Source organism: Allosphingosinicella sp. (assembly GCF_059502505.1).
Window position 1 is genome coordinate 1 of the sequence record NZ_JCACEU010000012.1, and the last position, 21,150, is coordinate 21,150.

Here is a 21,150-nt window from a genome sequence, read left to right on the forward strand (position 1 = left end):
GAACCCGCGCGTTCAGCTTGGGAAGCTGACAGGCTACCATTACATCATACCCGCCTCGGGAGGTGCACCTTATGCAGCGCTCCGGGGCTTGTCGAGAGCGCCGCATGGGCGCAGGATGCCATGGCATCTTCGGGAGACGGACGATGGCGGAAGCGCTTCGCAGGCGGCGGCTCGCAGGCAAGATCACCACCGCCGCGCTTGTCCTCACCATCGGCGCAGTATTCGTCGCCCTTATCGGCGCGATCGGCAGCGGCCAGGGCGCCTGGCATTTCCGGACCGGCTTCAGCCTGCTGCAATATGCGCTGTTCGCGGCAGCGCTGGGTGTCGTCCTGTCACTCGCCGGGCTGATCGCAGCGCGAGGCGGCGGGATGCACCGATACACCAAGCGCAACATCCTCGCGCTGGTCGTGGGTCTCGCTTTCGTCCTCTACCTCGGCAGCCAGATCGCCACGGCGCGCAGCGTGCCGGCGATCCACGACGTCACCACCGACATCGACGATATCCCGAAATTCTATCGGCTGGTCGTCCGGCGGGACAATATGGCGAATATCCCCGACCTCGGCCGGCGCGATCTTGCCGCCTTGCCGCCGCGGGAGCGCTGGCGGGCGATCCATCGCGAAAATTATGACGATCTGCGCACCATCAGGGTGCCATGGACGGTGCCGCAGACCATCGAGCGCGCCGAAGCGCTGGCGCGCGAGCGGGGCTGGGAAATCGTCACGGCCGACCCGCGGTCCGGCATCCTCGAGGCGGTCGACACCAGCACCTTCTTCCGGTTCAAGGACAATGTCGTCGTCCGGGCCCGGCCGGCGGCGCCGGGCGGAACCGACCTCGACATGCGCTCGATCAGCCGGGTCGGCGCCAGCGACGTCGGCGTCAATGCGAAACGGATCCGCAGCTTCATGAACGATTTGCAGCAAAGCCGGAGCTGAGCGGCGAACCTATCCGCGTCCACAGCCGTTCAGGGGCCATGACTCGACTCTTCCACGTCTCAGACCTCCATTTCGGCCGTGAGGATAAGGCCGCCGTCGCCTGGTTCGCCGACACGGTCCGCGCCGAAATGCCGGACGCGGTGATCTGCACCGGCGACCTGACGATGCGCGCCCGCTCCCGTGAGTTCGAGGCCGCCGCCCGCTACCTTGAGGCGATCCCGGTCCCGCTGACGGTCGAGCCGGGCAATCACGATCTTCCTTATTTTAACCCGTTCGACCGCTTCTTCCGGCCCTATCGCCATTATGGCCGGGTGGAGCGGGCGGTCGAGCGGCCGCTTGACCTGCCCGGTGTCACCGTGGTGCCGCTCAAGACGACGGCGCGCTTCCAGTGGCGCCACAACTGGTCGTGGGGCGTGGTCAGCCGCAGGAGCCTGCAGCGGGCGTTGTCGCTGCTGAAGGACGTCGACGACGGTCACATGAAGATCGTCGCCTGCCACCATCCCCTGATCGACAAGGAGGGCCTGGAATCGAGCGGCCGCACCTTGCGCGGCCGCGAGGCGCTGCAGGCGCTGGCCGAGGCGGGAGCCGACGCCGTGCTCTCGGGCCATGTCCACGACCCGTTCGACATCGAGCATGTCGTCGCCGGCAGGACGACCCGCACGATCGGCGCCGGCACGCTATCGGAGCGCACCCGCTCGACGCCGCCTTCGTTCAACGAGCTGCGGATCGAAAACGGCGTCCTCCACGTCGAGTTGCGCACGCTCGGTGGGGAACCGCCGCTCGCCGTGCGCAACGCTGCCGGCGCCACCACATAAGAGCGTTGACAGGCGCTCAGAACGAGCAGATATTTCTGTCATGACAGAAATAACAAGCGAGTCGCGTGGTCTTCCTCCGGCGGTGGAGCGGTTCATCCTGCACTGGGGCGACATGGGCAGCCAGTGGGGCGTCAACCGCTCGGTCGCGCAGATCCACGCTTTGCTCTACCTCTCCGAGCGGCCGCTGACGGCCGAGGAGATTGCCGACACGCTCGGCATGGCGCGGTCCAACGTCTCCAACAGCCTGCGCGAGCTCGGCAATTGGAAGCTCATCCGCCGCGTGCCGCTGCTCGGCGACCGGCGCGATCATTTCGAGGCGGAAACCGACCTCTGGGAGATGGTCACCCGCATCGCTCAGGGGCGCAAAGAGCGTGAGATCGATCCTGCCGCGGCGGCGCTACGCGCCTGCATCGCCGCCGCCGATGGCGACCCGCGTGTGAGCGCGACGGCGCGCAAGCGGCTGCAGGAGATGGAGAGCTTCATCGGCACCGTGAACCGCTGGTACGACCAGATGCTGGGCGTACCCGCGCCGAAGATCATGGCGCTGATGCGGATGGGCGCGAAGGTTGCGAACCTGGTCGGGCTCGGCCGCCGCACGTCCAAGCCGGAGGGCGCCGACGCCTGAAAATTTTTTGCGGAACTGTTTCTCTCGCTACAGAAATAACAGGAGGAGAGAGTGGAAGCACGGCAGGTCAAGGGCGAAGTGGTGCCGTTCCCGCTGCGCCCGCGCCGCAGGGCGCCGCTCCCGGTCTCCGATGTCCGCTTTCGCGCGCTGATCGGCGAAGCGGGTTGGGCGAGCCTGCCCGAGGCGGTCCAGGCCCGCTTCGGCAACCGCCTCGATAGCGGGCGCACTGCAATTTATGCTGGTGAGGTCGTCGAATGCCGAATGAGCCGGCTCGGCTGGCTGCTCGCCCAGGCCGGCCGGTTGATTGGCGCCCCGCTGCCGCTGAGCCGCGCCGCCCTGGTGCCCGCCTCGGTCTGCGTCACCGAGAATCGGGAGAGCGGCCAGTATTGGACCCGCATCTACGGCTGCCGCTGCGGATTCCCCCAGGTCATCCACAGCAGCAAGCGCTTCGCCGGGCCCACCGGCCTGGAGGAATATGTCGGCCGCGGCTTCGGCATCGCCTTGAGGATCGTCGCCGAAAATGGCGCGCTCCACTTCGACAGCGATCATTACTTCCTTCAGCTCGCCGGCCTGCGCCTGCGGCTCCCGCGCTGGCTCGAGCCAGGCGCGCTGCGCGTCAGCCATGTCGACTGCAATCACGGGCTGTTCGTCTTCGTGCTGAGCCTTCGCCACCGGCTTGCTGGGGAGCTCGTTCGCCAGACCGCGATGTTCCGTGAACGCCTCGACCCGGAGGAGGGGAGATGAGCGAAGCCGACCGCCCCGTCATCGTCTTCGATTCGCTATGCCGGCTCTGCTCGGCGAACGCGCAGTTCGTGCTCACCCACGACAAGAAGGCGCACTTCCGGCTCGCCACGCTGCAGAGCCAGGCTGGAGTGGCGCTCTACCGGCGCTTCGGCCTCGATCCGGAGGAGCCGGAGAGCTTCATCCTCGTCACCGGCGACCACGCGTTGCGCGATAGCGACGCCGTCCTCGCTCTCTATTCCGGCCTCGGCTGGCCATGGCGGCTGGCGGCGCTCGGGCGGGCCGTCCCCCGGGCGCTCCGCGATCCGCTTTACCGCTGGGTCGCCCGCAATCGCTACCGGCTGTTCGGCAAGCGGGACACGTGCTGGCGGCCGAGCGCCGATCTCGAGGAGCGGTTCCTGTGAGCCGCATCCTCGTCATCGGCGGCTATGGCGGCTTCGGCGCGCGTCTGTCGCGGCGCCTGGCGGAGGCCGGCCATAATGTGCTGGTTGCCGGACGCAGGAGCGGGTGCGCCGCCTCTTTCTGCGCCGGGCTGGCCGGTTCGGAGTCGGCCGTCGTCGATCGCGACCGCGACATTGCCGCGGCTCTTGTCCGCTATGCCCCGGACCTGGTGATCGACGCCGCCGGCCCCTTCCAGAACAGCCGGTTCGAAGTGCCGCTCGCCTGCATCGCCGCCTCGATCCCGTATCTGGACCTTGCCGACGCCCGCGATTTCGTCAGCGGCATATCGGCGCTGAACTACATTGCCGGTGAGGTGCGGGTGCCGATCATCTCCGGCGCCTCCAGCGCGCCCGGGCTGACGGGAGCTGTCGTCCGGGAACTCGCCGCCGGCCTCGACCGCGTTACCAAGGTCGACATCGCGCTCAGCGCCGCCAACCGCGCGCGCGGCGGCGATTCCGTGGTGGCGGCCATCCTCAGCTATGTCGGGCGGCCCCTGCGCCTCTGGCGCGGAGGGCGCTGGGCCCATGCGCATGGCTGGCAGGAGATGCGGCGCCAGGATTTCCTGTTCGCCGATGGGAGCGGCCTGCGAGGGCGTCTCGTCGCCCTCGCCGACCTGCCGGATTGCGAGCTGCTGCCGCCCTTACTGCCGGGCCGTCCCGCCGTCACTTTCCGGGCCGGAACCGAGCTCGGCTTCCAGATGCGGGCGCTCTGGCTGGCGAGCTGGCCGGTGCGGTGGAGGTGGGTGAAGTCGCTGGCCGGCGCCACGCAATGGCTGCTGCCCCTCTATCGGCTGACCAGCCGCTGGGGAGGCGAGCGCTCGGCGATGAGCGTCACCCTGCGCGGGCGGGCCGGCAGCCGGCGCCTGGAGCGGCGCTGGACGATCGTTGCCGAAGAGGGAGAGGGGCTCGAGATCCCGACCCTCACGGCCGAGTTGCTCGCCGCTGACATCCTGGAGGGGCGGCTTCCCCGCGGCGCCCGCGACGCTGCCTCGCTGATGTCGCTCGCACGCTACGAGCCCGCCTTATCGCGGCTGGCCGTGCGGCACGAAATCCGCGAACGCCTGCTGCCGCCGCCCCTCTACGCGCGGGTGATGGGGGCCCGGTTCCGCCGCCTCCCTGCCGCGGTGCGTACGATGCACGAAGTCGGCGACGGTGGCGCGGAGGGTCAAGGAAAGGTGATGCGCGGGCGAAACCGCGCTGCACGGATGGTCGGAGCGCTGATGCGCTTCCCGCCCGAGGGCAGCTGGCCGCTCCACGTGACGTTCGCGGAGCATGACGGTCGCGAGCATTGGACGCGCGACTTCGCCGGCCATCGTTTCTCGAGCGAGCTCAGCCAGCACGGCGACCTGCTGATCGAGCGGTTCGGCCCGATCCGCTTCTTCTTCGCCCTGAACGCCACGGAGGACGGGCTGGAGATGGTCCTCCGCCGCTGGAGCCTGGCCGGGCTGCCGATGCCGCTCGCGCTCGCCCCCCGGATCTCGGCGCGCGAGCGGGAGGAGAGGGGCTGCTTCCGCTTCGAAGTGGAAGCAGCCCTGCCGCTGCTCGGGCGGATCGTCCGCTATTCGGGCTGGCTGAGGCCGCTGGGCGCGTCAGCCGGCGTGGGACGATCGTGCCCCGAGCAACTCGCAGTCAACGCGTGACATCAGAGGAGGTGAAAATGGTTGAACTTGCCTATGGACTCTATCTGCTGATCTCCATCGGGATGACCATGCGCGTCGCCCATACCCTCTCGACGACAGGGGAGGTCTTCCTGGTGCAATGCTTCGGTCACAACGAGATCCTCGCCCGCTCGACCAATCATCTGCTCGTGGTCGGCTTCTATCTGATCAATATCGGCTTCATCACCATGACGCTGCAGTTCGGCGACGCGCCCGCCGACTGGCCGTCGATGATCCGGTTCCTCAGCAGCAAGGTAGGCCTGGCGGTGCTGGTGCTCGGCGGCATGCACTTCTTCAACATGCACATGATCGCGACATATGGCCGCCGCGTCTCCGACTGGCTGGTCGAAGGCCAGGCTCAGCGCGCCGCCGCCTGAGCAAAAGGAAAGGGCCCGGATCGCTCCGGGCCCTCTCTTCTGCCATCCAGCCGGAAGTAAACTTCGGGCTGACCTGCCTTAGCGCTTCGAGAACTGGAAGCTGCGGCGGGCCTTGGCGCGGCCGTATTTCTTGCGCTCGACGACGCGCGGGTCGCGGGTCAGGAAGCCTTCCTTCTTGACCGCGCTGCGCAGCGCCGGCTCGTAGCGGGTCAGCGCCGTCGAGATGCCGTGGCGAACCGCGCCGGCCTGGCCGGAAAGGCCGCCGCCGGAGACGGTGCAGATCACGTCATACTGGCCCCGGCGATCGGTGATGTCGAACACCTGATTGATCACGAGACGCAGGGTCGGACGGGCGAAATACACTTCCTGATCGCGGCCGTTGACGACGATCTTGCCGGTGCCGGGCTTGAGCCAGACGCGGGCGACCGCATCCTTGCGGCGGCCGGTGGCATAAGCGCGGCCCTGCTTGTCGAGCTGCTGCTCGCGCAGCACAGCGGCGATCTGCGGACCCTGGGTGGAAACGCCATGATCGTTGACGGCTTCCTCGCGGCCGCGGCGGCCGCCTTCACGGCCGTCACGGCCCTCGCGCTGGGGAGCCGCGGCCGGCGCGCCTTCAGCGGCAGGAGCAGCGGCGTCGGCGGCAGGCGCTTCGGCAGCGGCGGCCGGAGCGGCCGTGATCGCACCGAGATCGGAAAGGGACTGGCGATTGTCGGACATCAGGCACCAACCTTGTTCTTGCGGTTCATCGCCGCGACATCGAGGGGTTCGGGGGACTGGCCGCCGTGCGGGTGCTCGGTGCCGTTGTAGAGGTGAAGGGCGCGCATCTGGTCGCGGCCCAGGGGTCCGCGCGGGATCATCCGCTCGACCGCCTTTTCAAGCACGCGCTCCGGGAAGCGGCCGTCCAGGACCTTGTCGGCGGTAACCGCCTTGATGCCGCCGGCATAGCCGGTGTGCCGGTAATAAACCTTGTCGGTCAGCTTCTTGCCGGTGAAGCGCACCTTGTCCGCGTTGATGACGACGACATGGTCGCCGCAATCGACGTGCGGGGTGTAGCTCGGCTTATGCTTGCCGCGCAGGATGTTGGCGACGATCGTGGCGAGACGCCCGACCACCAGCCCGTCGGCATCGATCAGATGCCACTTCTTCTCCACCTCGGCGGGCTTGGCCGCCTTGGTGGTCTTCATCAGCGCCTTCATGGCCCGGACCTTTCGAAAATGAAACGGCGCCACTCGCAAGGAGCGGCGCTGCTGGGCGGCCAAATGGCGAAAGGGGCTGTGGAAGTCAAGCAAAAGCGGGGATTTGGTGAGAGGTAAAATGTTACCCGCTATTGTCCACGACCCACTTGCGGAAAGCTTCCGGCGCTCCGCCGATCGGCCAGATGACGGCGGCGGGGTTGTCGTAGCTGTGGAGTTCGGCGAGGCGGCGGACCAGCAGGTCGGCCTGGCCGGAGGTGGTCTTGAAGAGGGCGGCGACCTCGTCGGCCTGCTCGACCTTGCCCTGCCAGCGGTAGATGGCGCGGGCGGGGCCGAGGATGTTGGCGCAGGCGGCGAGACGCTCCTCGACTAGCTGGAGGGCGATCCGGTTCGCCTCGGCCGCATCGGCGAAGGTCGCATAGACGGTGACGATGCCGGTCATGGGCGAAGAGCTCTCCCTTTGGCTCCGAGACTGTGGGCGGCGGCGACGGCAGAGGCGAGGAGAAGAGCGGCCATCGCCTGGTGGGCGACAGCGATCCAGAGCTCGACGCCGGTGAGAAGGGTGGCGATGCCGAGCCAGATCTGCAGCGTGACGGTCGCGATCAGAGCGGTCGCCTCAGCCTGCAGGCCGCGCTTCCAGGCCTTCATCGCGAGCGCGATCGCCAGCGCGGCGACGGCAAAGGCGAGCCAGCGGTGGACGAACTGCACGACGATCGGATTGTCGGCCAGGTTGACGATGAACGGCTCCAGCATCGGCGCGCCCGCCGGGAACCATTCGTCACCCATTTTCGGCCAGCTGTTGAAGGCGTAGCCGGCGTCGAGCCCGGCCACATAGGCGCCGAACATCAGCTGCAGACCGAGCGCCGACAAGGTCCAGACGGCGAGGGTGGGAATGCCCGCCGGCCTCGCGTGCGGATCTCCCGCGAGGCGCCAGAGATCGAGCGCGGTCCAGATCAGCAACGCGAAGATGAGCAAGGCGAGCAGCAGGTGGACGGCGAGGCGGATGTGGCTGACCTCCGGCCGGTCGACGAGACCAGAGGCGACCATCCACCAGCCGATCGCGCCCTGCAGGCCGCCCAAGGCGAGCAGGCCGACCAGCTTCCAGCCATAGCCGCGGGGGATGGCGCGCTTCCATGCGAACCAGAGCAGCGGCAGCGCGAAGGCGAGACCGATGAAGCGGCCCAGCAGCCTGTGCGTATACTCCCAGAAGAAAATCTCCTTGAACTCGCTCAAGGACATGCCGCGGTTGATCTTCTGATATTCGGGGCTGGTGCGGTAGGCGTCGAACTCGGCCTGCCAGGCCTCTGCGCTCATCGGCGGGACCGCGCCCGATATCGGCTCCCAGCGCACCATCGACAGGCCGGATTCGGTGAGGCGGGTAATGCCACCCACGACCACCATCAGGAACACCAAGACAGCGACCACCAGCAGCCAGTGCGCGACCGCAGTGGGCCGCGCCTGGGTCCGCGCCGAGGCGGGTGCGCCGAGATGTGCCTTCGATGCCATCGGCCGCCGATATGGCCCCGTCGCCCGCGCTTGCCAATTGCAACTTTTTCTTGAGATGTGATGTTGTAACTTCTCGCTCGCAGGCTTATAAGTGCGGCGCAAGAAAAGAGGTTGAAGTGGGTTTCGCGTCGGGAATGAGGGAAGGTGCGATCGACCGGCTGGCCATTGGCCTGTCCGGCCTGTGCCTCGTCCATTGCCTCGCCAGTGCGGTCTTCTTCGCCATGCTCGCTTCGGCGGGCGGCCTCCTGCTCCATCCTGCCGTCCACGAAGTCGGCCTCATCATCGCCATCGGGCTCGGCGTGGTCGCGCTGGGGCGCGGCATCTTCGATCACGGCTTCATGATGCCGTCGGCGATCGGCGGTCTCGGCCTCGGCGTCATGGCCGGTGCGCTGACGCTGCCGCATGACGGCAGCGAGATGCTCTACACCATTGCGGGCGTCGCCATCCTCGCGCTCGGGCACGATCTGAATCGCCGCGCCGTCATCTAGGCGCTGCCCTTGTTCCAGCCGTCTTGACGGCCTAAATCACCAGCCATGGCGCATGTTCACCACAGCCACCGCGGCGAGTCGCTCACGCGCGCGGCGCAGGCGACAATGGAGCGGTCGGGCGAGCAGTGGACGCAGATGCGCGCCGCCATCTTCGATGCGCTGGCGAGCTTCGACCAGCCGGCCTCCGCCTATGACATCGCCGACAAGGTCTCGACCGTGCAGGGCCGCCGCGTCGCCGCCAACAGCGTCTACCGGATCCTGGACCTGTTCGTGAACGCGAACCTCGCCCGCCGCGTCGAGAGCGCCAACGCCTATGTGGCGAACGAGCATCCCGACTGCCTGCACGACTGCATCTTCCTGATCTGCGACACGTGCGGCCAGACCACCCATATCGACAATGACAGCCTGTCGGGCGGGGTGCGCGAAGCGGCCAAGCAGGCCGGCTTCGCACCCGACCGGCCGGTGATCGAGGTGCGCGGCCGCTGCGGCGAGTGCGAGACCCACTAAGTCCTCACGCCGCCTGCACAACTTGATCATTCGACAGGGCCGGACCGCTCGTTTAAGGAGGCCCGCCATGACCGAGCGCCCCCAGACGCCCCTCCTCGACACGGTTGCCACGCCCGAGGATCTCCGCAAGCTCCGACCCGAGCAGCTGCGCCAGTTCGCCGACGAGCTGCGCGCGGAGACGATCTCCGCCGTCTCGGTGACGGGCGGGCATCTCGGCGCCGGGCTCGGCGTGGTCGAGCTGACCGTGGCGCTTCATTATGTGTTCGACACGCCCGCGGACCGGCTGATCTGGGACGTCGGCCATCAATGCTATCCGCACAAGATCATCACCGGCCGGCGCGACCGCATTCGCACCTTGCGCATGGGCGGCGGCCTCAGCGGCTTCACCAAGCGCAGCGAGAGCGAGTACGACCCGTTCGGAGCGGCGCACAGCTCGACCTCGATCTCGGCCGCTCTGGGCTTCGCCATGGCGAACAAGCTGAGCGGAGCGCCGGGCAAGGCGATCGCGGTGATCGGCGACGGCGCGATGAGCGCGGGCATGGCCTATGAGGCGATGAACAATGCCGAGGCGGCGGGCAACCGGCTGGTCGTCATCCTCAACGACAACGACATGTCGATCGCGCCGCCGGTGGGCGGGCTGTCGCATTATCTGGCGCGGCTAGTGAGCTCGGACAAATATCTGTCGGTCCGCCATCTCGCCCAGCGTTTCGCGCGCAAGCTGCCGCGGCCGCTCCACAATGCCGCGCGCAAGGCCGAGGAATTCGCCCGCGGCATGGCGACCGGCGGCACGCTCTTCGAGGAGCTGGGCTTCTATTATGTGGGTCCTGTCGATGGGCACGACGTCGAAGGGCTGGTCCAGATCCTGGAGAATGTCCGCGACGCCGATGAGGGGCCGATGCTGGTCCATGTCGTCACCAAGAAAGGCAAGGGCTACGGCCCTGCCGAGGCGGCGGCGGACAAATATCACGGCGTCCAGAAGTTCGATGTGGTGTCGGGCATCCAGGCCAAGGCCGAGCCGGGGCCGCCCGCCTATCAGAATGTGTTCGGCGAGACGCTGGCGAAGCTCGCCGAGACGGATCCGCGCATCTGCGCCATTACGGCGGCGATGCCGTCGGGCACAGGCGTCGACAAGTTCGCCAAGGCGCATCCCGATCGCGCGTTCGACGTCGGCATTGCCGAGCAGCATGCGGTGACCTTCGCCGCCGGCCTCGCCGCGCAGGGGATGCGCCCCTTCTGTGCGATCTATTCCACCTTCCTGCAGCGCGCCTACGACCAGGTCGTACATGACGTGGCGATCCAGAACCTGCCGGTCCGCTTCGCGATGGATCGGGCCGGCTTGGTCGGCGCCGACGGCGCGACCCATGCCGGCAGCTTCGATCTCGCCTATCTCTGCACACTGCCGAACTTCGTCGTGATGGCGGCGGCCGACGAGGCCGAGCTCGCCCACATGGTCCACACGATGGCGCTGCACGACAGCGGCCCGAGCGCGGTGCGCTATCCCCGAGGCAACGGTACCGGCGTCCCGCTCCCCGCCGTCCCGCAGCGGCTCGAGATCGGCAAGGGCCGCATCGTCCGTGAGGGCAGCAAGGTCGCGATCCTGTCGCTCGGCACGCGCCTCGCGGAAGCCGAGAAGGCGGCCGAGGCGCTGGAGGCGAGGGGCCTCTCGACCACAGTCGCGGACCTGCGCTTCGCCAAGCCGCTCGACGAGGCGCTCATCCGCCGCCTGCTCACCACCCACGAAGTCGCGGTGACGATCGAGGAGGCCGCGGTCGGCGGCTTCGGCGCGCACGTGCTGACGCTGGCGAGCGACCTCGGCCTGATCGACGCAGGCCTCAAGCTCCGCACCATGCGCCTGCCCGACGTCTTCCAGGACCAGGACAAGCCCGAGAAGCAATATGCCGAAGCCGGCCTCGACGCGCCGCACATCGTCGAGACCGTACTGAAGGCGCTGCGCATCAACAGCGTGGGTGTGGTCGAGGGCGCGCGAGCCTAGGCCGGGGCGGCACCACCGCCCGCCGCGACGTGCCTGATCCGGCTGCCGGCAGACTCAGCCAATTGGCTTTCGTGACCGTGCGGCACCGCATGGCCGTGCTCGCGCAGGTAATGATCGTCTATCTCTTCGATCAGAGCGTCGCCGTCCTTGCCGCCGGTGATGCGGATCAGGGCGTCGATCTTCGCTTCCAGACGATCGTCATTCTCCTTCGACGAGGGTGAGCCGACATAGAGGAAGTAAGCGAGGCCGACGACCTGCCAGAGCAGTTGCAGGAATTCCGACTGCCAATTCTCCATCGTGTCGCGCATCATCTCGACCAGATAGCCGTAGCTGTCGGGGCTCTGGCCGTGCTGGGTCGCCTCGTCCTGATAGGCATACCAGCCGAACAGCCAGTGCAATCCGAGCGAGACGAGGAAGAAGCCGACCGTTATCCAAGCATAAGCATATTTTTTGAAGAAGCCGGGTTTCTGCATGTTGAGCTCCTGCAAAGGACGTATTTTCGGGGGCGTAACGTTTTGGCCGTCAGCGGCGTTCCGCGCGTCATGAGCAAGCAACGCGCGGATCAGATGCTGGTGGATCGCGGCCTGGTGGAGAGCCGCGCGAAGGCGCAGGCTTTGATCCTCGCCGGGCTGGTCTTCTCGGGCGAGCGGAAGATCGAGAAAGCGGGGCAGGCACTTGCCGCCGACGTCCCGCTCGAGGTGCGGGGGCGGGAGCATCCCTGGGTGTCCCGCGGCGGAATCAAGCTTGCCCACGCGCTCGACCATTTTGGCTGGGACGTGACGGGCGCGGTCGGGCTGGACGTGGGCTCCTCGACCGGAGGCTTCACCGACGTGCTGCTCCAGAGGGGCGCGGCGAAGGTATTCGCGGTCGATGTCGGCACCAACCAGCTCGCCTGGAAGCTGCGGCAGGACCCGCGCGTGGTGGTGCACGAGCAGACCAATGCACGCTACCTGACGCCCGAGATCGTCACTGAGCCGATCGACATCATCGTCTGCGACGCGAGCTTTATCGCCCTCGCCAAGGTGCTCGACAAGGCGCTCGATTTCGCGGCGCCGGGCGGCCGGCTGATCGCGCTGGTGAAGCCGCAATTCGAGGCGGAGCGCTCCGAGATCGGCAAGGGCGGCGTCGTCCGCGACCCGGACGTTCATGCCAGAGTCAGCGACGCGGCGGGATCATGGGTCCAGAGCCGGGGGTGGGACGTTGTGGGGCTTGTCGAGAGCCCGATAACCGGACCGGAAGGAAATAAAGAGTTCTTACTTGCAGCACAGCGCGCTTGATAGGTTCGAAGCCGCAACCTAGTTGCCCCATCGTGTCCAGACGCCGCTCCACCATATCGCTCGTCCTTCTCGCCTTTCTCGCCGCCTGCAGCGGCAGCGAGGGCAAGGAGCGCGAGCGTCCGGCGCCATTGGTGACGGCTGCGCCGGCGGCGGCGACCCGCTTCGTGGATCGGATCGAGGCGGTCGGCACCGCCCGCGCCAATGAGCAGGTGACGCTGACCGCGCCGGTGACGGAGCGGATCGTCAGCGTCAATTTCAGCGACGGCCAATATGTGACGCCCGGGCAGACCCTTGCGAGGCTCGCCACCGGCCAGGAGACGGCGCAGCTTGCCGAGGCGACCGCGGTGCAGCGCGAGGCGGGCAAGCAGCTCAATCGGCTCCAGCAGCTTCGCTCACGCGGTTTCGCTACGGTGAGCGCTGTCGACCAGCAGACCGCCCTGGTCGGCGCGGCGCGGGCGCAGGCATCCGAGGCGCAGGCCTCGATCGCCGACCGCATCATCCGGGCGCCGTTCGGCGGCTATGTGTCGCTGCGCAACATCTCCGCCGGCGCGGTAGTGACGGCCGGCACCGAGATCGCGACGATCAGCGACATCTCCCGCATCAAGCTGGACTTCACCGTTCCCGAGACCCTGCTGTCCTCGATCGCACCGGGCCAGGCCATCGAGGCGCGTGCGGCAGCTTATCCCGACCAGCCGTTCAGGGGCACCATCGACACCATCGATCCGGTGCTGAATCCCGAGACGCGCGCTGTGACGGTTCGGGCCGTGCTCCCCAATCCGGACCAGAAGCTGAAGCCTGGCATGCTGCTGACGGTAGGGATCGAATCCGCCGCACGGATGGCGCCGGCGGTGCCCGAGCTCGCCATCATCGGCGAGGGGACGAACAGCTTCGTCTATGCGCTCGACAACGGCACGGCGAAGCGCGTGCCGGTGAAGCTCGGCCTTCGGCAGAACGGCATGGTCGAGGTCCTCGAAGGACTTGCCCCGGGAACCCGCGTGGTCACCGAGGGCGTCGTCAAGTTGACCGACGGCCAGCGCGTGCGTACGGCCGGGGTCCAGAATGCAAGGGCGCGGCCGAGGGCCGCCGCCGCCTCCGGAGGCTAGGCTTGGTTCTTTCCGACGTCTCGGTCCGGCGGCCCGTCCTCGCGGCGGTGATGGCGATCCTGCTGGTCCTGGTCGGCATCGTCGCCTTCTTCGGGCTGTCGGTGCGCGAATATCCAGATACCGATCCGCCGATCGTATCGGTGCAGACCGCCTATACCGGCGCCGCCGCGAGCGTGATCGAGGCGCGGATCACGCAGCCGCTCGAAGAAGCGCTGTCGGGCATCGAGGGCATCCAGAACATCACCTCGCGCTCGCGGGACGGCAACAGCGCGATCTCGGTCGAGTTCGCGCCGGGCCGCGACGTCGATGCCGCCGCCAACGACGTTCGCGACCGCATTGGCGGCGTGACGGAGGATCTGCCCGAAGAGGCGCTGGCGCCGGAAGTGCGCAAGGTCGATGCCGACGCCTCGCCGATCATGTTCCTGGTAATCTCGCGGCCCGGCTGGACCCGCCTGGAGCTCAGCGATTATGTCGACCGGAACATCGTCGACCGCTTCGCGGTGATCGATGGTGTCGCGCGGGTGTTCGTCGGCGGCGACGCGCGGCAATCGATGCGGGTCTGGCTGCAGCCGGCCAAGCTCGCCGCCTTCCAGCTGACGCCGGCGGACGTCGAGAGCGCGCTACGCTCCCAGAATGTCGAGCTGCCGGCAGGGCGGCTCGAATCCTCCGGGCAGAACCAGACCCTGCGCGTGCAGCGTCCCTTCTCGACGCCCGCGGATTTCGGCCAGCTCATCGTCGGCCGCGGCAGCGACGGCTATCTCGTCCGCCTTGCCGACGTGGCGCGGATCGAGATCGGCGCCGAGAATCCCTATCAGCAGTTCCGGCTGAACGGCGGCCAGGGCGTCGGCCTCGGCATCGTCCGCCAGTCCGGCGCCAACACGCTCGCCGTGGCCGAGGCCGCCAAGCGGACGATGGAGGAGCTGCGCCCCAACCTCCCCGAAGGGATGACGATCGACGTCGGCTCCAACGACGCCTTGTTCATCGGGGAGTCGATCAAGAAGGTCTGGCATACGCTCGCCGAAGCGGCGGTGCTGGTCGTCGCGGTGATCTTCCTGTTCCTGGGGTCGATGCGGGCGACTTTGATCCCGGCGGTGACGGTGCCGATCTGCCTGCTCAGCGCCTTCACCGTGCTCTGGCTGTTCGGCTTCTCGATCAACCTGCTGACGTTGCTCGCTTTGGTGCTCGCGATCGGCCTCGTCGTCGACGACGCCATCGTCGTGCTGGAGAATGTCTATCACCGCATCGAGGAGGGCGAGCCGCCGCTGGTCGCCGCCTATCAGGGCACGCGCCAGGTGGGGTTCGCGGTCGTTTCCACCACCCTGGTGGTGTGCGCGGTGTTCGTGCCGGTGATGTTCCTGGCGGGGCAGACCGGTCTTCTCTTCCGCGAGCTGGCGGTGGCGATGATCGGCGCGATCGCCTTTTCCGGCTTCATCGCGCTAACGCTGGTGCCGATGCTCTGCTCGAAGCTGCTGAGGCACGAGAATCGCGGCCGCTTCACCGCCTGGGTGGACATGAAGTTCCAGCGCCTCGAGGACGCCTATGGCCGCCGCCTCTCGGGCGCGATCACGCGGCCGCTCGTGCCGCTGGCGGTGACCGGGGGCCTGTTCGTGGCGGCGGCGCTCGCCTTCATGTCGATCGAGAGCGAGCTTGTGCCGGCGGAGGATGTCGGCGTTCTCTCCGCCAACATCACCGCGCCGGAAGGCACCGGCTTCGCGCAGATGGACCAATATGTTCTCAAGGCCCAAGAGTCCTTGCTGCCACTGTTAAAGGGAGAGGAGACGCCGGTCAGGACGATCATCTCGCGGACGCCGGGCGGCTTCGGGTCGAGCGACGACTTCAATTCCGGCTCGTTCATCGTCTTCCTGAAGGAGTGGGGCGACCGCGAGGCGACGACGCAGGAGGTCGCGCAGCAGATCAACCGCCTGCTCCAGCAGCAGCCTGCGGTCCGCGGCAACGCGCAGGTCCGCTCGTCGCTGGGGCGCGGGCGCGGCCAGCCGATCGGCTTCGTCATCGCCGGTCCGACCTATGAGGGGCTGGTTGCCGCGCGCGACCGCATCCTGGCGGCGGCGCAGAACAATCCTGGCATCGTCAACCTCGACTCCGATTACAAGGAGACGAAGCCGCAGCTGAACATCGCCGTCAACACCACCCGCGCCGGCGATCTCGGCGTGTCGGTCAACGACGTCAGCCAGGCGCTGCAGACCCTGCTCGGCTCGCGGCGCGTGTCGACCTATATCGACCGCGGGGAGGAATATCGGGTGATCGTGCAGGCCGACGCGTCGGGCCGGTCGACGATCAGCGACCTCGGCTCGATCTACGTGCGCAGCCGCACCAATGCGCTGATCCCGCTCTCCAGCCTCGTCGACGTGACCGAAGTCGCCGGCCCGCGCGACCTTGGCCGCTACAACAAGCTGCGCGCGATCACGCTCGAGGGCGGCTTGGCGGAAGGCTATTCGCTGGGCGAGGCGCTCACCTTCCTCGAGGAGCAGGCCAGCGCCGCGCCGGAGATCACCGCGGTCGGCTATCGCGGCGAAAGCCAGTCCTTCCGCGAGACCGGCGGGTCGATCGTGCTGATCTTCCTGCTCACCATCCTCGTCGTCTATCTGGTCCTCGCCGCGCAGTTCGAGAGCTTCGTCCACCCGGCCGTGATCATCACGACGGTGCCACTCGCGGTGGCGGGCGGCGTCATCGGTATCGCGATCACCGGCGGTACGCTCAACCTCTACAGCCAGATCGGGATCGTCATGCTCGTCGGGCTAGCCGCCAAGAACGGCATCCTGATCGTCGAATTCGCCAATCAGCTCCGCGACGAGGGGAAGGATATCGCCACCGCGATCCGCGAAGCGTCGGCGCGGCGGCTCCGGCCGATCCTGATGACCTCGATCGCGACCGTGGCGGGCGCGGTGCCGCTGGTGATCAGCGGCGGCGCCGGCGGCGCGGCGCGCGCCTCGATCGGCGTGGTGATCGTGTTCGGCGTGTCGATCGCGACCGTCATCACCCTGTTCCTCATTCCGCTACTTTACTCGCGGCTCGCACGCTTTACGGGATCGCCGGAGGCAGTGAGCAGGAAGCTCGAGGCGCAACTCTCGGGGGGGATGGCGCCGCAGCCCGCCGAATAGGGAGGGAATATTGACCGGTATCGCGTCGAAGTCGCAGCTCAGAATGTCCTATTTGCGCTTTGCGCTGTTCACGGTCCCTCTGATCCTTCTTCTTGGCATCGTCTCCGGCCGCGTCGCCAATAGCGGCTACGGCAATCCCTGGTTCGATGCGTTGGTGAAGCCGGAGCTGATGCCGCCCGGCGCCACCTTCGGCATCGTCTGGACGATCCTTTACATTCTCCTGGGTCTTTCGATTGCAATCATCCTCAATGCTCGAGGCGCGAAGGGCAGGGGCCTCGCCATCGGCCTGTTCGTCGCGCAGATGCTTCTGAACTTCTCCTGGTCGCCGGTCTTCTTCGGCATGCATCAGGTGCGGACGGCCTTGTTCATCATCCTGGCGATGCTGGCGATCAGCGCCGTCGTGACTGTGTTGTTTCTGCGGATCCGGCGGACGGCGGGGCTGCTGATGCTGCCCTATCTCGCCTGGCTCGCCTTCGCCTCGATCCTCAACTACCAGATCATCCAGCTGAACCCCGACGCCGAGACCCTTGTCCCGGGCGAGGGCGGTGCCGATATCATCCTCTGAACTGACCTAAGGGAGGACGGCGATGCAGTCCCAGAACCGCCTGCTCGACGATTTCGTGAAGGTGCTGAACGGCGCCGCGGGCACCGTCGCCGGCATGACCCGGGAGGCCGAGGCCTCGATGCGCGAGCGCGCCCGCGAATGGATCGGCGGCCTCGACATGGTCAGCCGCGACGAGTTCGAGGCGGTGAAGGCGATCGCCGTCGCCGCCCGCGAGGAGAATATGCTGCTCAAGGCCCGCCTCGATGCGATCGAATCGAAGTCGGCTTCCGGCGGCACCGCGGCATCGGCCTAGCCGCAATAAAGCTGTGGGTATCCGCAGCTAATCCACAGCTTATTGGGGGCGGCGCTCTTGCGTGCGTCCATGTTGCAGTGCACTTTTCATTAGACAAGTTGTTGCAGGATCTCGGCCATGAACACCGACGAGTATGAGCTTGAGCGCGAGACCAGCGCGCCGATCGACATGCTCGAATATTATTTCAGCGCTCATGGCTGGGCGTATGAAAGAAGCGGCGACGAGGAGATTGTCGCCAACTTCCAGGGCAGCTGGACCCAATATGAGCTGCGCGCAATCTGGCGCGATGACGACAATGTCCTCCAGTTCCTGGCGCTCCCCGACGTTCGGGTCGGCGCCGACAAGCGTGCCGTCACCTACGAGACGATCGGCCTGATCAACGAGCAGCTCTGGCTGGGGCATTTCGAGCTCTGGGCCACGTCCGGCCTGGTCCTCTTCCGCCATGCGGCCCTGCTCGAAAGCGAGGACGGCGGGCAGCTCACCCTCCAGCAGGCCGAGACCCTGGTCGAGACCGCGATCGAGGAATGCGAGCGCTTCTATCCGGTCTTCCAGTTCGTCCTTTGGGCGGACAAGACCCCGCAGGAGGCGATCGCCGCGGCGCTGATCGACACGCAGGGCGAGGCTTGATCCTTCACCGTCACCCCGGCGCAAGCCGGGGTCTCATGGAGACGGCCGTGACTTCTTGTTCTGAGATCCCGGCTTCTGCCGGGATGACGAGCCTGTGATGCAGGATCTGCTCCCCGGTCCGCTTCTCCTGATCGGCTGCGGCAACATGGCCGGGGCAATGCTTGGCCGTTGGGTGGAATGCGGGCTCGATCCTCGCCAGGTCACCGTCGTCCGGCCGAGCGGGCGGGCCGTGGCCGAGGGTGTGCGGGTCGTCACCGCAGTGCCGGAAGGCGAGCAGCCTGGGCTCGTCCTTCTCGGCGTGAAGCCGCAGAAGCTCGACGAGGTTGCTCCCGCGCTCGCAGCGGTGCTTCGCCCGGAGACCGTGCTCGTATCGATCCTGGCTGGAGTCGAGCTTGCCACGCTGCGCACCCGCTTTCCGGTGTCGCGCGCGATCGTTCGGGCGATGCCCAATACGCCCGTGCGGCTCGGCAAGGGCGTGGTCGATCTCTATGCCGACGATCTCGATCAGGCCGTGCGCGAGGAGGTTACCGCGCTGATGGTGCCGCTCGGTCATGCCGAATGGTTCGATAGCGAGGCTGCCTTCGCGTTGGCGGGCCACCTGACCGGCGCCGGCCCCGCCTTCCTGTTCCGCTTCATTGATGCGCTCGCCGCGGCGGGCGGGGACCTAGGCCTTGCTCCGGAGCAGGCCGCGCGGCTCGCCAAGGCGATGGTGGAGGGGGCCGGGGCGCTCGCCGCAGTTTCCGAGGACAGTCCAGCCGAGCTCGCCCGCCGCGTCGCCAGTCCCGGCGGCACCACCGAGGCCGGGCTCAAGGTGCTGGACGAGGATGGCGCGCTGGCCGATCTCGTCCTGCGCACGCTCGATGCGTCTAGGCGGCGAGGGCGGGAACTGGCGGAAGCGGCGCGATGACGGACCCAGCGAACCCTTCGAGACCTCGCCTGGGCGCGCGGCCGGCACTCATCATTGCGGGGCTGGTGCTGGGACTCGCCACCGGTGCGGCGGGGCCGCCCTTGCTCGGAGGCCAGTTCGACGCCGTGGCGACCGCCGCGGGCTTCGTCGGGGGCGTCTGGCTCGATGCGCTCAGGATGACGATCATCCCGCTGGTCTTCTCGCTCGTCGTCACCGGAATGGCGAGCGCCAGCGCGACGCTGCAGGCGGGCGGGATCGCCGGGCGCGCGCTGTTGCTGTTCGTGCTGATGCTGATCGGGGCTTCCGTCGTGACGGCCCTGATGGTGCCGCCGATGCTGGCTTTCTGGGCGCCGGCGCCGGGTGCGCTGGAGGCGATGCAGTCGGGCGCGATGCCTGAGGTGCCGCCGCTGCTGGAGGGATTGAGGGGCCTGGTGCCGACCAACGTCGTCGCGGCGGCGGCGAACGATGCGATCGTGCCGCTGGTCCTTTTCGCTTTGGTCTTGGGTCTCGCGCTGACCCGGATCGGAGAGGGGCGGCGGACGGCCCTGTTCGAGCTGTTCCACGGCCTTTCCGACGCGATGCTGGTGATCATCGGCTGGGTGCTGAGAGTCGCACCGATCGGTGTGTTCGCGCTTGCCCTGGTCGCCGGCTCCCGGCTCGGAGTCGGCGCGGGGGCGGCGCTGCTGCATTTCATCGGCATGCAGATCGCGGTCGCCCTGGTGCTGATCGTGCTGACGTACGTGCTGGTCGCGGTTGCCGGGCGGATGTCGCCGCTGCGCTTCGCCCGCGCCGCCGCGCCGGCGCAGGCGGTGGCGTTCAGCACGCAATCGTCGCTCGCATCGCTGCCGCCGATGGTAGCCGGAGCGGAGCGGCTGGAGCTGCCGGAGCGAGTGACGTCGCTGGTGCTGCCGCTCGCAGTCGCCACCTTCAAGATCTCGGCGCCTCTCGTCGCGCTGACCGTCGCCTTGACCCTGGCGCATGTCAGCGGGATCGAGGTGGGGCCGGGTCAGATCCTGCTGGCGGGCCTGCTCGCCACCTTGAGCACGCTCGCGGTGGTGGGCCTGCCGGGGCAGGTCAGCTTCTTCGCCGCCAACGCGCCTGCCGCGCTGGCGATCGGGGCGCCGATCGAATTGCTGCCGCTGATGCTCGCGGTCGACACGATTCCCGACATGATCCGCACCGTTGCCAACGTCACCGCGGACATGGCAGCGGCCGTGGTGGTGGCGGCGCGGACTAAAGAGGCAGAAGGTGAAATCCCGCTTTCGCGGGAGTGACGCGACTCGTCAGTTCGTTCTTTCGAAGGCGAGGCTGAGGAAGGCGAGCGCCACGCCGGAGGCGATCAGAGCGGCTAAAGTCATAGGATCCTACGCGTCACTACCGGCGCCCCCTAGCAGGGAGCCGACCGCAAATCACTAGTGTTGCGAAATGGGGCGGTTCAGGGCTGCTCGGCGGCGTCTTCGATCCGCTCGCGGGCCCGCCGAACCGCCGCACGATGACCGCGGTTATGCGCCCGGCGCTCGCGCGAAGCATACCAATAGGCAGCGAACAGCGCGCCGACGATGACGGCGATCAGCAGATAGGCGATAAGTTGACGGGTCTCCATTCAAGCAGGAACGGTCCGGACGGCAATTTGGTTGCCGATCCGAAACTTTAACTTTTCCCGCATTGCGTCAGATGCTCGCAAGACTCCTCAGGATGGCGGCACCGACGGGGTGGAGACCGCGGCCTCGCCATCGACCTGACGCCGGTGCCTGGCGATCAGTTGCTCTGACTTTTCGGCAAACGCCTTGCTCGCCTCGATGCTGGTGCGGAGCTCCTTCTGGGTCTGCTCGATCTCGGCCAGACTGGCGTCGGTCCTATAAATTTTCCTGTCCACCAAACTCGGATCCCGCCCCTTGTGTCGGGTAGAAAACACTCATCCATGTTAGTTGTTCCTCAACCTTGAATTTCATCTCGCAGGTCCGGCGCCCGGTGCCGGTTTCGCA

The 21,150-nt window shown here is 67.4% G+C and carries 25 protein-coding genes; 18 read left to right on the plus strand and 7 right to left on the minus strand.

Annotated features, from left to right (window positions below; genetic code table 11):
• Positions 1-143: 143 nt before the first annotated feature.
• The 7 genes from AC5JBD_RS00410 to AC5JBD_RS00440 are packed head-to-tail and all read left to right on the plus strand — an operon-like array spanning position 144 to position 5,588.
• A complete protein-coding gene (locus AC5JBD_RS00410; protein WP_495719775.1) occupies positions 144-932 on the plus strand; it encodes a DUF1499 domain-containing protein in 789 nt (262 codons plus the stop codon).
• Positions 933-970: 38 nt separating this feature from the next.
• Positions 971-1,747: a metallophosphoesterase family protein gene (locus AC5JBD_RS00415; RefSeq protein WP_495719776.1), complete on the plus strand. Its 777-nt coding sequence runs from the start codon at positions 971-973 to the stop codon at positions 1,745-1,747.
• A gap of 40 nt (positions 1,748-1,787) precedes the next feature.
• Positions 1,788-2,372, plus strand: a complete 585-nt coding sequence (locus AC5JBD_RS00420; RefSeq protein WP_495719777.1) for a GbsR/MarR family transcriptional regulator — start codon at positions 1,788-1,790, stop codon at positions 2,370-2,372.
• Positions 2,373-2,423: 51 nt separating this feature from the next.
• Positions 2,424-3,116, plus strand: a complete 693-nt coding sequence (locus AC5JBD_RS00425) for a DUF4166 domain-containing protein (protein ID WP_495719778.1) — start codon at positions 2,424-2,426, stop codon at positions 3,114-3,116.
• A complete protein-coding gene (locus AC5JBD_RS00430) occupies positions 3,113-3,517 on the plus strand; it encodes a thiol-disulfide oxidoreductase DCC family protein (RefSeq protein ID WP_495719779.1) in 405 nt (134 codons plus the stop codon). Before AC5JBD_RS00425 ends, AC5JBD_RS00430 begins: the two co-directional genes overlap by 4 nt.
• Complete coding sequence (locus AC5JBD_RS00435; RefSeq protein ID WP_495719780.1) at positions 3,514-5,193, plus strand: saccharopine dehydrogenase family protein; 1,680 nt, start codon at positions 3,514-3,516, stop codon at positions 5,191-5,193. Before AC5JBD_RS00430 ends, AC5JBD_RS00435 begins: the two co-directional genes overlap by 4 nt.
• A gap of 17 nt (positions 5,194-5,210) precedes the next feature.
• A complete protein-coding gene (locus tag AC5JBD_RS00440) occupies positions 5,211-5,588 on the plus strand; it encodes a hypothetical protein (protein WP_495719781.1) in 378 nt (125 codons plus the stop codon).
• 78 nt (positions 5,589-5,666) lie between these two features.
• Here AC5JBD_RS00440 and rpsI read toward each other — a convergent pair whose 3' ends face one another.
• The 4 genes from rpsI to AC5JBD_RS00460 form a co-directional block, all read right to left on the minus strand.
• The gene (gene rpsI, locus AC5JBD_RS00445; RefSeq protein WP_495719782.1) at positions 5,667-6,305 is read right to left on the minus strand and encodes a 30S ribosomal protein S9; all 639 of its coding nucleotides are present in this window, start codon (positions 6,303-6,305) and stop codon (positions 5,667-5,669) included.
• Complete coding sequence (gene rplM, locus AC5JBD_RS00450; RefSeq protein WP_495719783.1) at positions 6,305-6,784, minus strand: 50S ribosomal protein L13; 480 nt, start codon at positions 6,782-6,784, stop codon at positions 6,305-6,307. Before rplM ends, rpsI begins: the two co-directional genes overlap by 1 nt.
• Positions 6,785-6,905: 121 nt before the next feature.
• Entirely contained in the window at positions 6,906-7,223 is a 318-nt protein-coding gene (gene cutA / locus AC5JBD_RS00455) for a divalent-cation tolerance protein CutA (protein WP_495719784.1), read from the minus strand.
• Positions 7,220-8,287, minus strand: coding sequence for a COX15/CtaA family protein (locus tag AC5JBD_RS00460; RefSeq protein ID WP_495719785.1), 1,068 nt, complete (start codon positions 8,285-8,287; stop codon positions 7,220-7,222). The genes cutA and AC5JBD_RS00460 overlap by 4 nt, the downstream gene beginning before the upstream one ends.
• A gap of 134 nt (positions 8,288-8,421) precedes the next feature.
• Here AC5JBD_RS00460 and AC5JBD_RS00465 point away from each other — a divergent pair, with 134 nt between their 5' ends.
• The 3 genes from AC5JBD_RS00465 to dxs all read left to right on the plus strand — a co-directional run bounded on the left by AC5JBD_RS00465 (position 8,422) and on the right by dxs (position 11,275).
• Positions 8,422-8,775 (plus strand): MerC domain-containing protein, encoded by a 354-nt coding sequence (locus tag AC5JBD_RS00465; protein WP_495719786.1) that lies wholly within the window; start codon positions 8,422-8,424, stop codon positions 8,773-8,775.
• Positions 8,776-8,820: 45 nt separating this feature from the next.
• Entirely contained in the window at positions 8,821-9,282 is a 462-nt protein-coding gene (locus AC5JBD_RS00470; RefSeq protein ID WP_495719787.1) for a Fur family transcriptional regulator, read from the plus strand.
• Between the two features lie 67 nt (positions 9,283-9,349).
• Positions 9,350-11,275, plus strand: a complete 1,926-nt coding sequence (gene dxs, locus AC5JBD_RS00475) for a 1-deoxy-D-xylulose-5-phosphate synthase (RefSeq protein WP_495719788.1) — start codon at positions 9,350-9,352, stop codon at positions 11,273-11,275.
• On the opposite strand, the gene AC5JBD_RS00480 is transcribed toward dxs, so the two are convergent.
• Positions 11,272-11,748: a DUF6766 family protein gene (locus AC5JBD_RS00480; protein ID WP_495719789.1), complete on the minus strand. Its 477-nt coding sequence runs from the start codon at positions 11,746-11,748 to the stop codon at positions 11,272-11,274. The two genes, dxs and AC5JBD_RS00480, sit on opposite strands and share 4 nt — an antisense overlap.
• A gap of 69 nt (positions 11,749-11,817) precedes the next feature.
• Here AC5JBD_RS00480 and AC5JBD_RS00485 point away from each other — a divergent pair, with 69 nt between their 5' ends.
• The 8 genes from AC5JBD_RS00485 to AC5JBD_RS00520 all read left to right on the plus strand — a co-directional run bounded on the left by AC5JBD_RS00485 (position 11,818) and on the right by AC5JBD_RS00520 (position 20,439).
• Entirely contained in the window at positions 11,818-12,552 is a 735-nt protein-coding gene (locus AC5JBD_RS00485) for a TlyA family RNA methyltransferase (protein ID WP_495719790.1), read from the plus strand.
• A gap of 32 nt (positions 12,553-12,584) precedes the next feature.
• Positions 12,585-13,655 carry an efflux RND transporter periplasmic adaptor subunit gene (locus tag AC5JBD_RS00490; protein WP_495719791.1) on the plus strand — a complete coding sequence of 357 codons (1,071 nt, stop codon included), beginning with the start codon at positions 12,585-12,587 and terminating at the stop codon, positions 13,653-13,655.
• Between the two features lie 2 nt (positions 13,656-13,657).
• Positions 13,658-16,774, plus strand: coding sequence for an efflux RND transporter permease subunit (locus tag AC5JBD_RS00495; RefSeq protein ID WP_495719792.1), 3,117 nt, complete (start codon positions 13,658-13,660; stop codon positions 16,772-16,774).
• A gap of 10 nt (positions 16,775-16,784) precedes the next feature.
• Positions 16,785-17,339, plus strand: a complete 555-nt coding sequence (locus tag AC5JBD_RS00500) for a TspO/MBR family protein (RefSeq protein ID WP_495719793.1) — start codon at positions 16,785-16,787, stop codon at positions 17,337-17,339.
• 22 nt (positions 17,340-17,361) lie between these two features.
• Positions 17,362-17,631, plus strand: a complete 270-nt coding sequence (locus AC5JBD_RS00505) for an accessory factor UbiK family protein (protein WP_495719794.1) — start codon at positions 17,362-17,364, stop codon at positions 17,629-17,631.
• Between the two features lie 117 nt (positions 17,632-17,748).
• Positions 17,749-18,258, plus strand: coding sequence for a type III secretion system chaperone family protein (locus tag AC5JBD_RS00510; RefSeq protein WP_495719795.1), 510 nt, complete (start codon positions 17,749-17,751; stop codon positions 18,256-18,258).
• Between the two features lie 97 nt (positions 18,259-18,355).
• On the plus strand, positions 18,356-19,165 hold the full coding sequence (locus AC5JBD_RS00515) for a pyrroline-5-carboxylate reductase family protein (protein ID WP_495719796.1): 810 nt from the start codon (positions 18,356-18,358) through the stop codon (positions 19,163-19,165).
• Positions 19,162-20,439, plus strand: a complete 1,278-nt coding sequence (locus tag AC5JBD_RS00520; protein ID WP_495719797.1) for a dicarboxylate/amino acid:cation symporter — start codon at positions 19,162-19,164, stop codon at positions 20,437-20,439. The genes AC5JBD_RS00515 and AC5JBD_RS00520 overlap by 4 nt, the downstream gene beginning before the upstream one ends.
• A 161-nt stretch (positions 20,440-20,600) precedes the next feature.
• On the opposite strand, the gene AC5JBD_RS00525 is transcribed toward AC5JBD_RS00520, so the two are convergent.
• Positions 20,601-20,768 (minus strand): hypothetical protein, encoded by a 168-nt coding sequence (locus AC5JBD_RS00525; RefSeq protein WP_495719798.1) that lies wholly within the window; start codon positions 20,766-20,768, stop codon positions 20,601-20,603.
• A gap of 87 nt (positions 20,769-20,855) precedes the next feature.
• Complete coding sequence (locus AC5JBD_RS00530) at positions 20,856-21,041, minus strand: hypothetical protein (protein ID WP_495719799.1); 186 nt, start codon at positions 21,039-21,041, stop codon at positions 20,856-20,858.
• Positions 21,042-21,150: the final 109 nt, after the last annotated feature.

Bases quoted from the DNA above. Each gene is read 5' to 3' on its own strand.
- AC5JBD_RS00410 (WP_495719775.1), top strand. From the start codon at position 144: ATGGCGGAAGCGCTTCGCAGGCGGCGGCTCGCAGGCAAGATCACCACC.
- AC5JBD_RS00415 (WP_495719776.1), top strand. From the start codon at position 971: ATGACTCGACTCTTCCACGTCTCAGACCTCCATTTCGGCCGTGAGGAT.
- AC5JBD_RS00420 (WP_495719777.1), top strand. From the start codon at position 1,788: ATGACAGAAATAACAAGCGAGTCGCGTGGTCTTCCTCCGGCGGTGGAG.
- AC5JBD_RS00430 (WP_495719779.1), top strand. From the start codon at position 3,113: ATGAGCGAAGCCGACCGCCCCGTCATCGTCTTCGATTCGCTATGCCGG.
- AC5JBD_RS00440 (WP_495719781.1), top strand. From the start codon at position 5,211: ATGGTTGAACTTGCCTATGGACTCTATCTGCTGATCTCCATCGGGATG.
- rpsI (WP_495719782.1), bottom strand. From the start codon at position 6,305: ATGTCCGACAATCGCCAGTCCCTTTCCGATCTCGGTGCGATCACGGCC.
- rplM (WP_495719783.1), bottom strand. From the start codon at position 6,784: ATGAAGGCGCTGATGAAGACCACCAAGGCGGCCAAGCCCGCCGAGGTG.
- cutA (WP_495719784.1), bottom strand. From the start codon at position 7,223: ATGACCGGCATCGTCACCGTCTATGCGACCTTCGCCGATGCGGCCGAG.
- AC5JBD_RS00460 (WP_495719785.1), bottom strand. From the start codon at position 8,287: ATGGCATCGAAGGCACATCTCGGCGCACCCGCCTCGGCGCGGACCCAG.
- AC5JBD_RS00465 (WP_495719786.1), top strand. From the start codon at position 8,422: ATGAGGGAAGGTGCGATCGACCGGCTGGCCATTGGCCTGTCCGGCCTG.
- AC5JBD_RS00470 (WP_495719787.1), top strand. From the start codon at position 8,821: ATGGCGCATGTTCACCACAGCCACCGCGGCGAGTCGCTCACGCGCGCG.
- dxs (WP_495719788.1), top strand. From the start codon at position 9,350: ATGACCGAGCGCCCCCAGACGCCCCTCCTCGACACGGTTGCCACGCCC.
- AC5JBD_RS00480 (WP_495719789.1), bottom strand. From the start codon at position 11,748: ATGCAGAAACCCGGCTTCTTCAAAAAATATGCTTATGCTTGGATAACG.
- AC5JBD_RS00485 (WP_495719790.1), top strand. From the start codon at position 11,818: ATGAGCAAGCAACGCGCGGATCAGATGCTGGTGGATCGCGGCCTGGTG.
- AC5JBD_RS00505 (WP_495719794.1), top strand. From the start codon at position 17,362: ATGCAGTCCCAGAACCGCCTGCTCGACGATTTCGTGAAGGTGCTGAAC.
- AC5JBD_RS00510 (WP_495719795.1), top strand. From the start codon at position 17,749: ATGAACACCGACGAGTATGAGCTTGAGCGCGAGACCAGCGCGCCGATC.
- AC5JBD_RS00515 (WP_495719796.1), top strand. From the start codon at position 18,356: ATGCAGGATCTGCTCCCCGGTCCGCTTCTCCTGATCGGCTGCGGCAAC.
- AC5JBD_RS00520 (WP_495719797.1), top strand. From the start codon at position 19,162: ATGACGGACCCAGCGAACCCTTCGAGACCTCGCCTGGGCGCGCGGCCG.
- AC5JBD_RS00525 (WP_495719798.1), bottom strand. From the start codon at position 20,768: ATGGAGACCCGTCAACTTATCGCCTATCTGCTGATCGCCGTCATCGTC.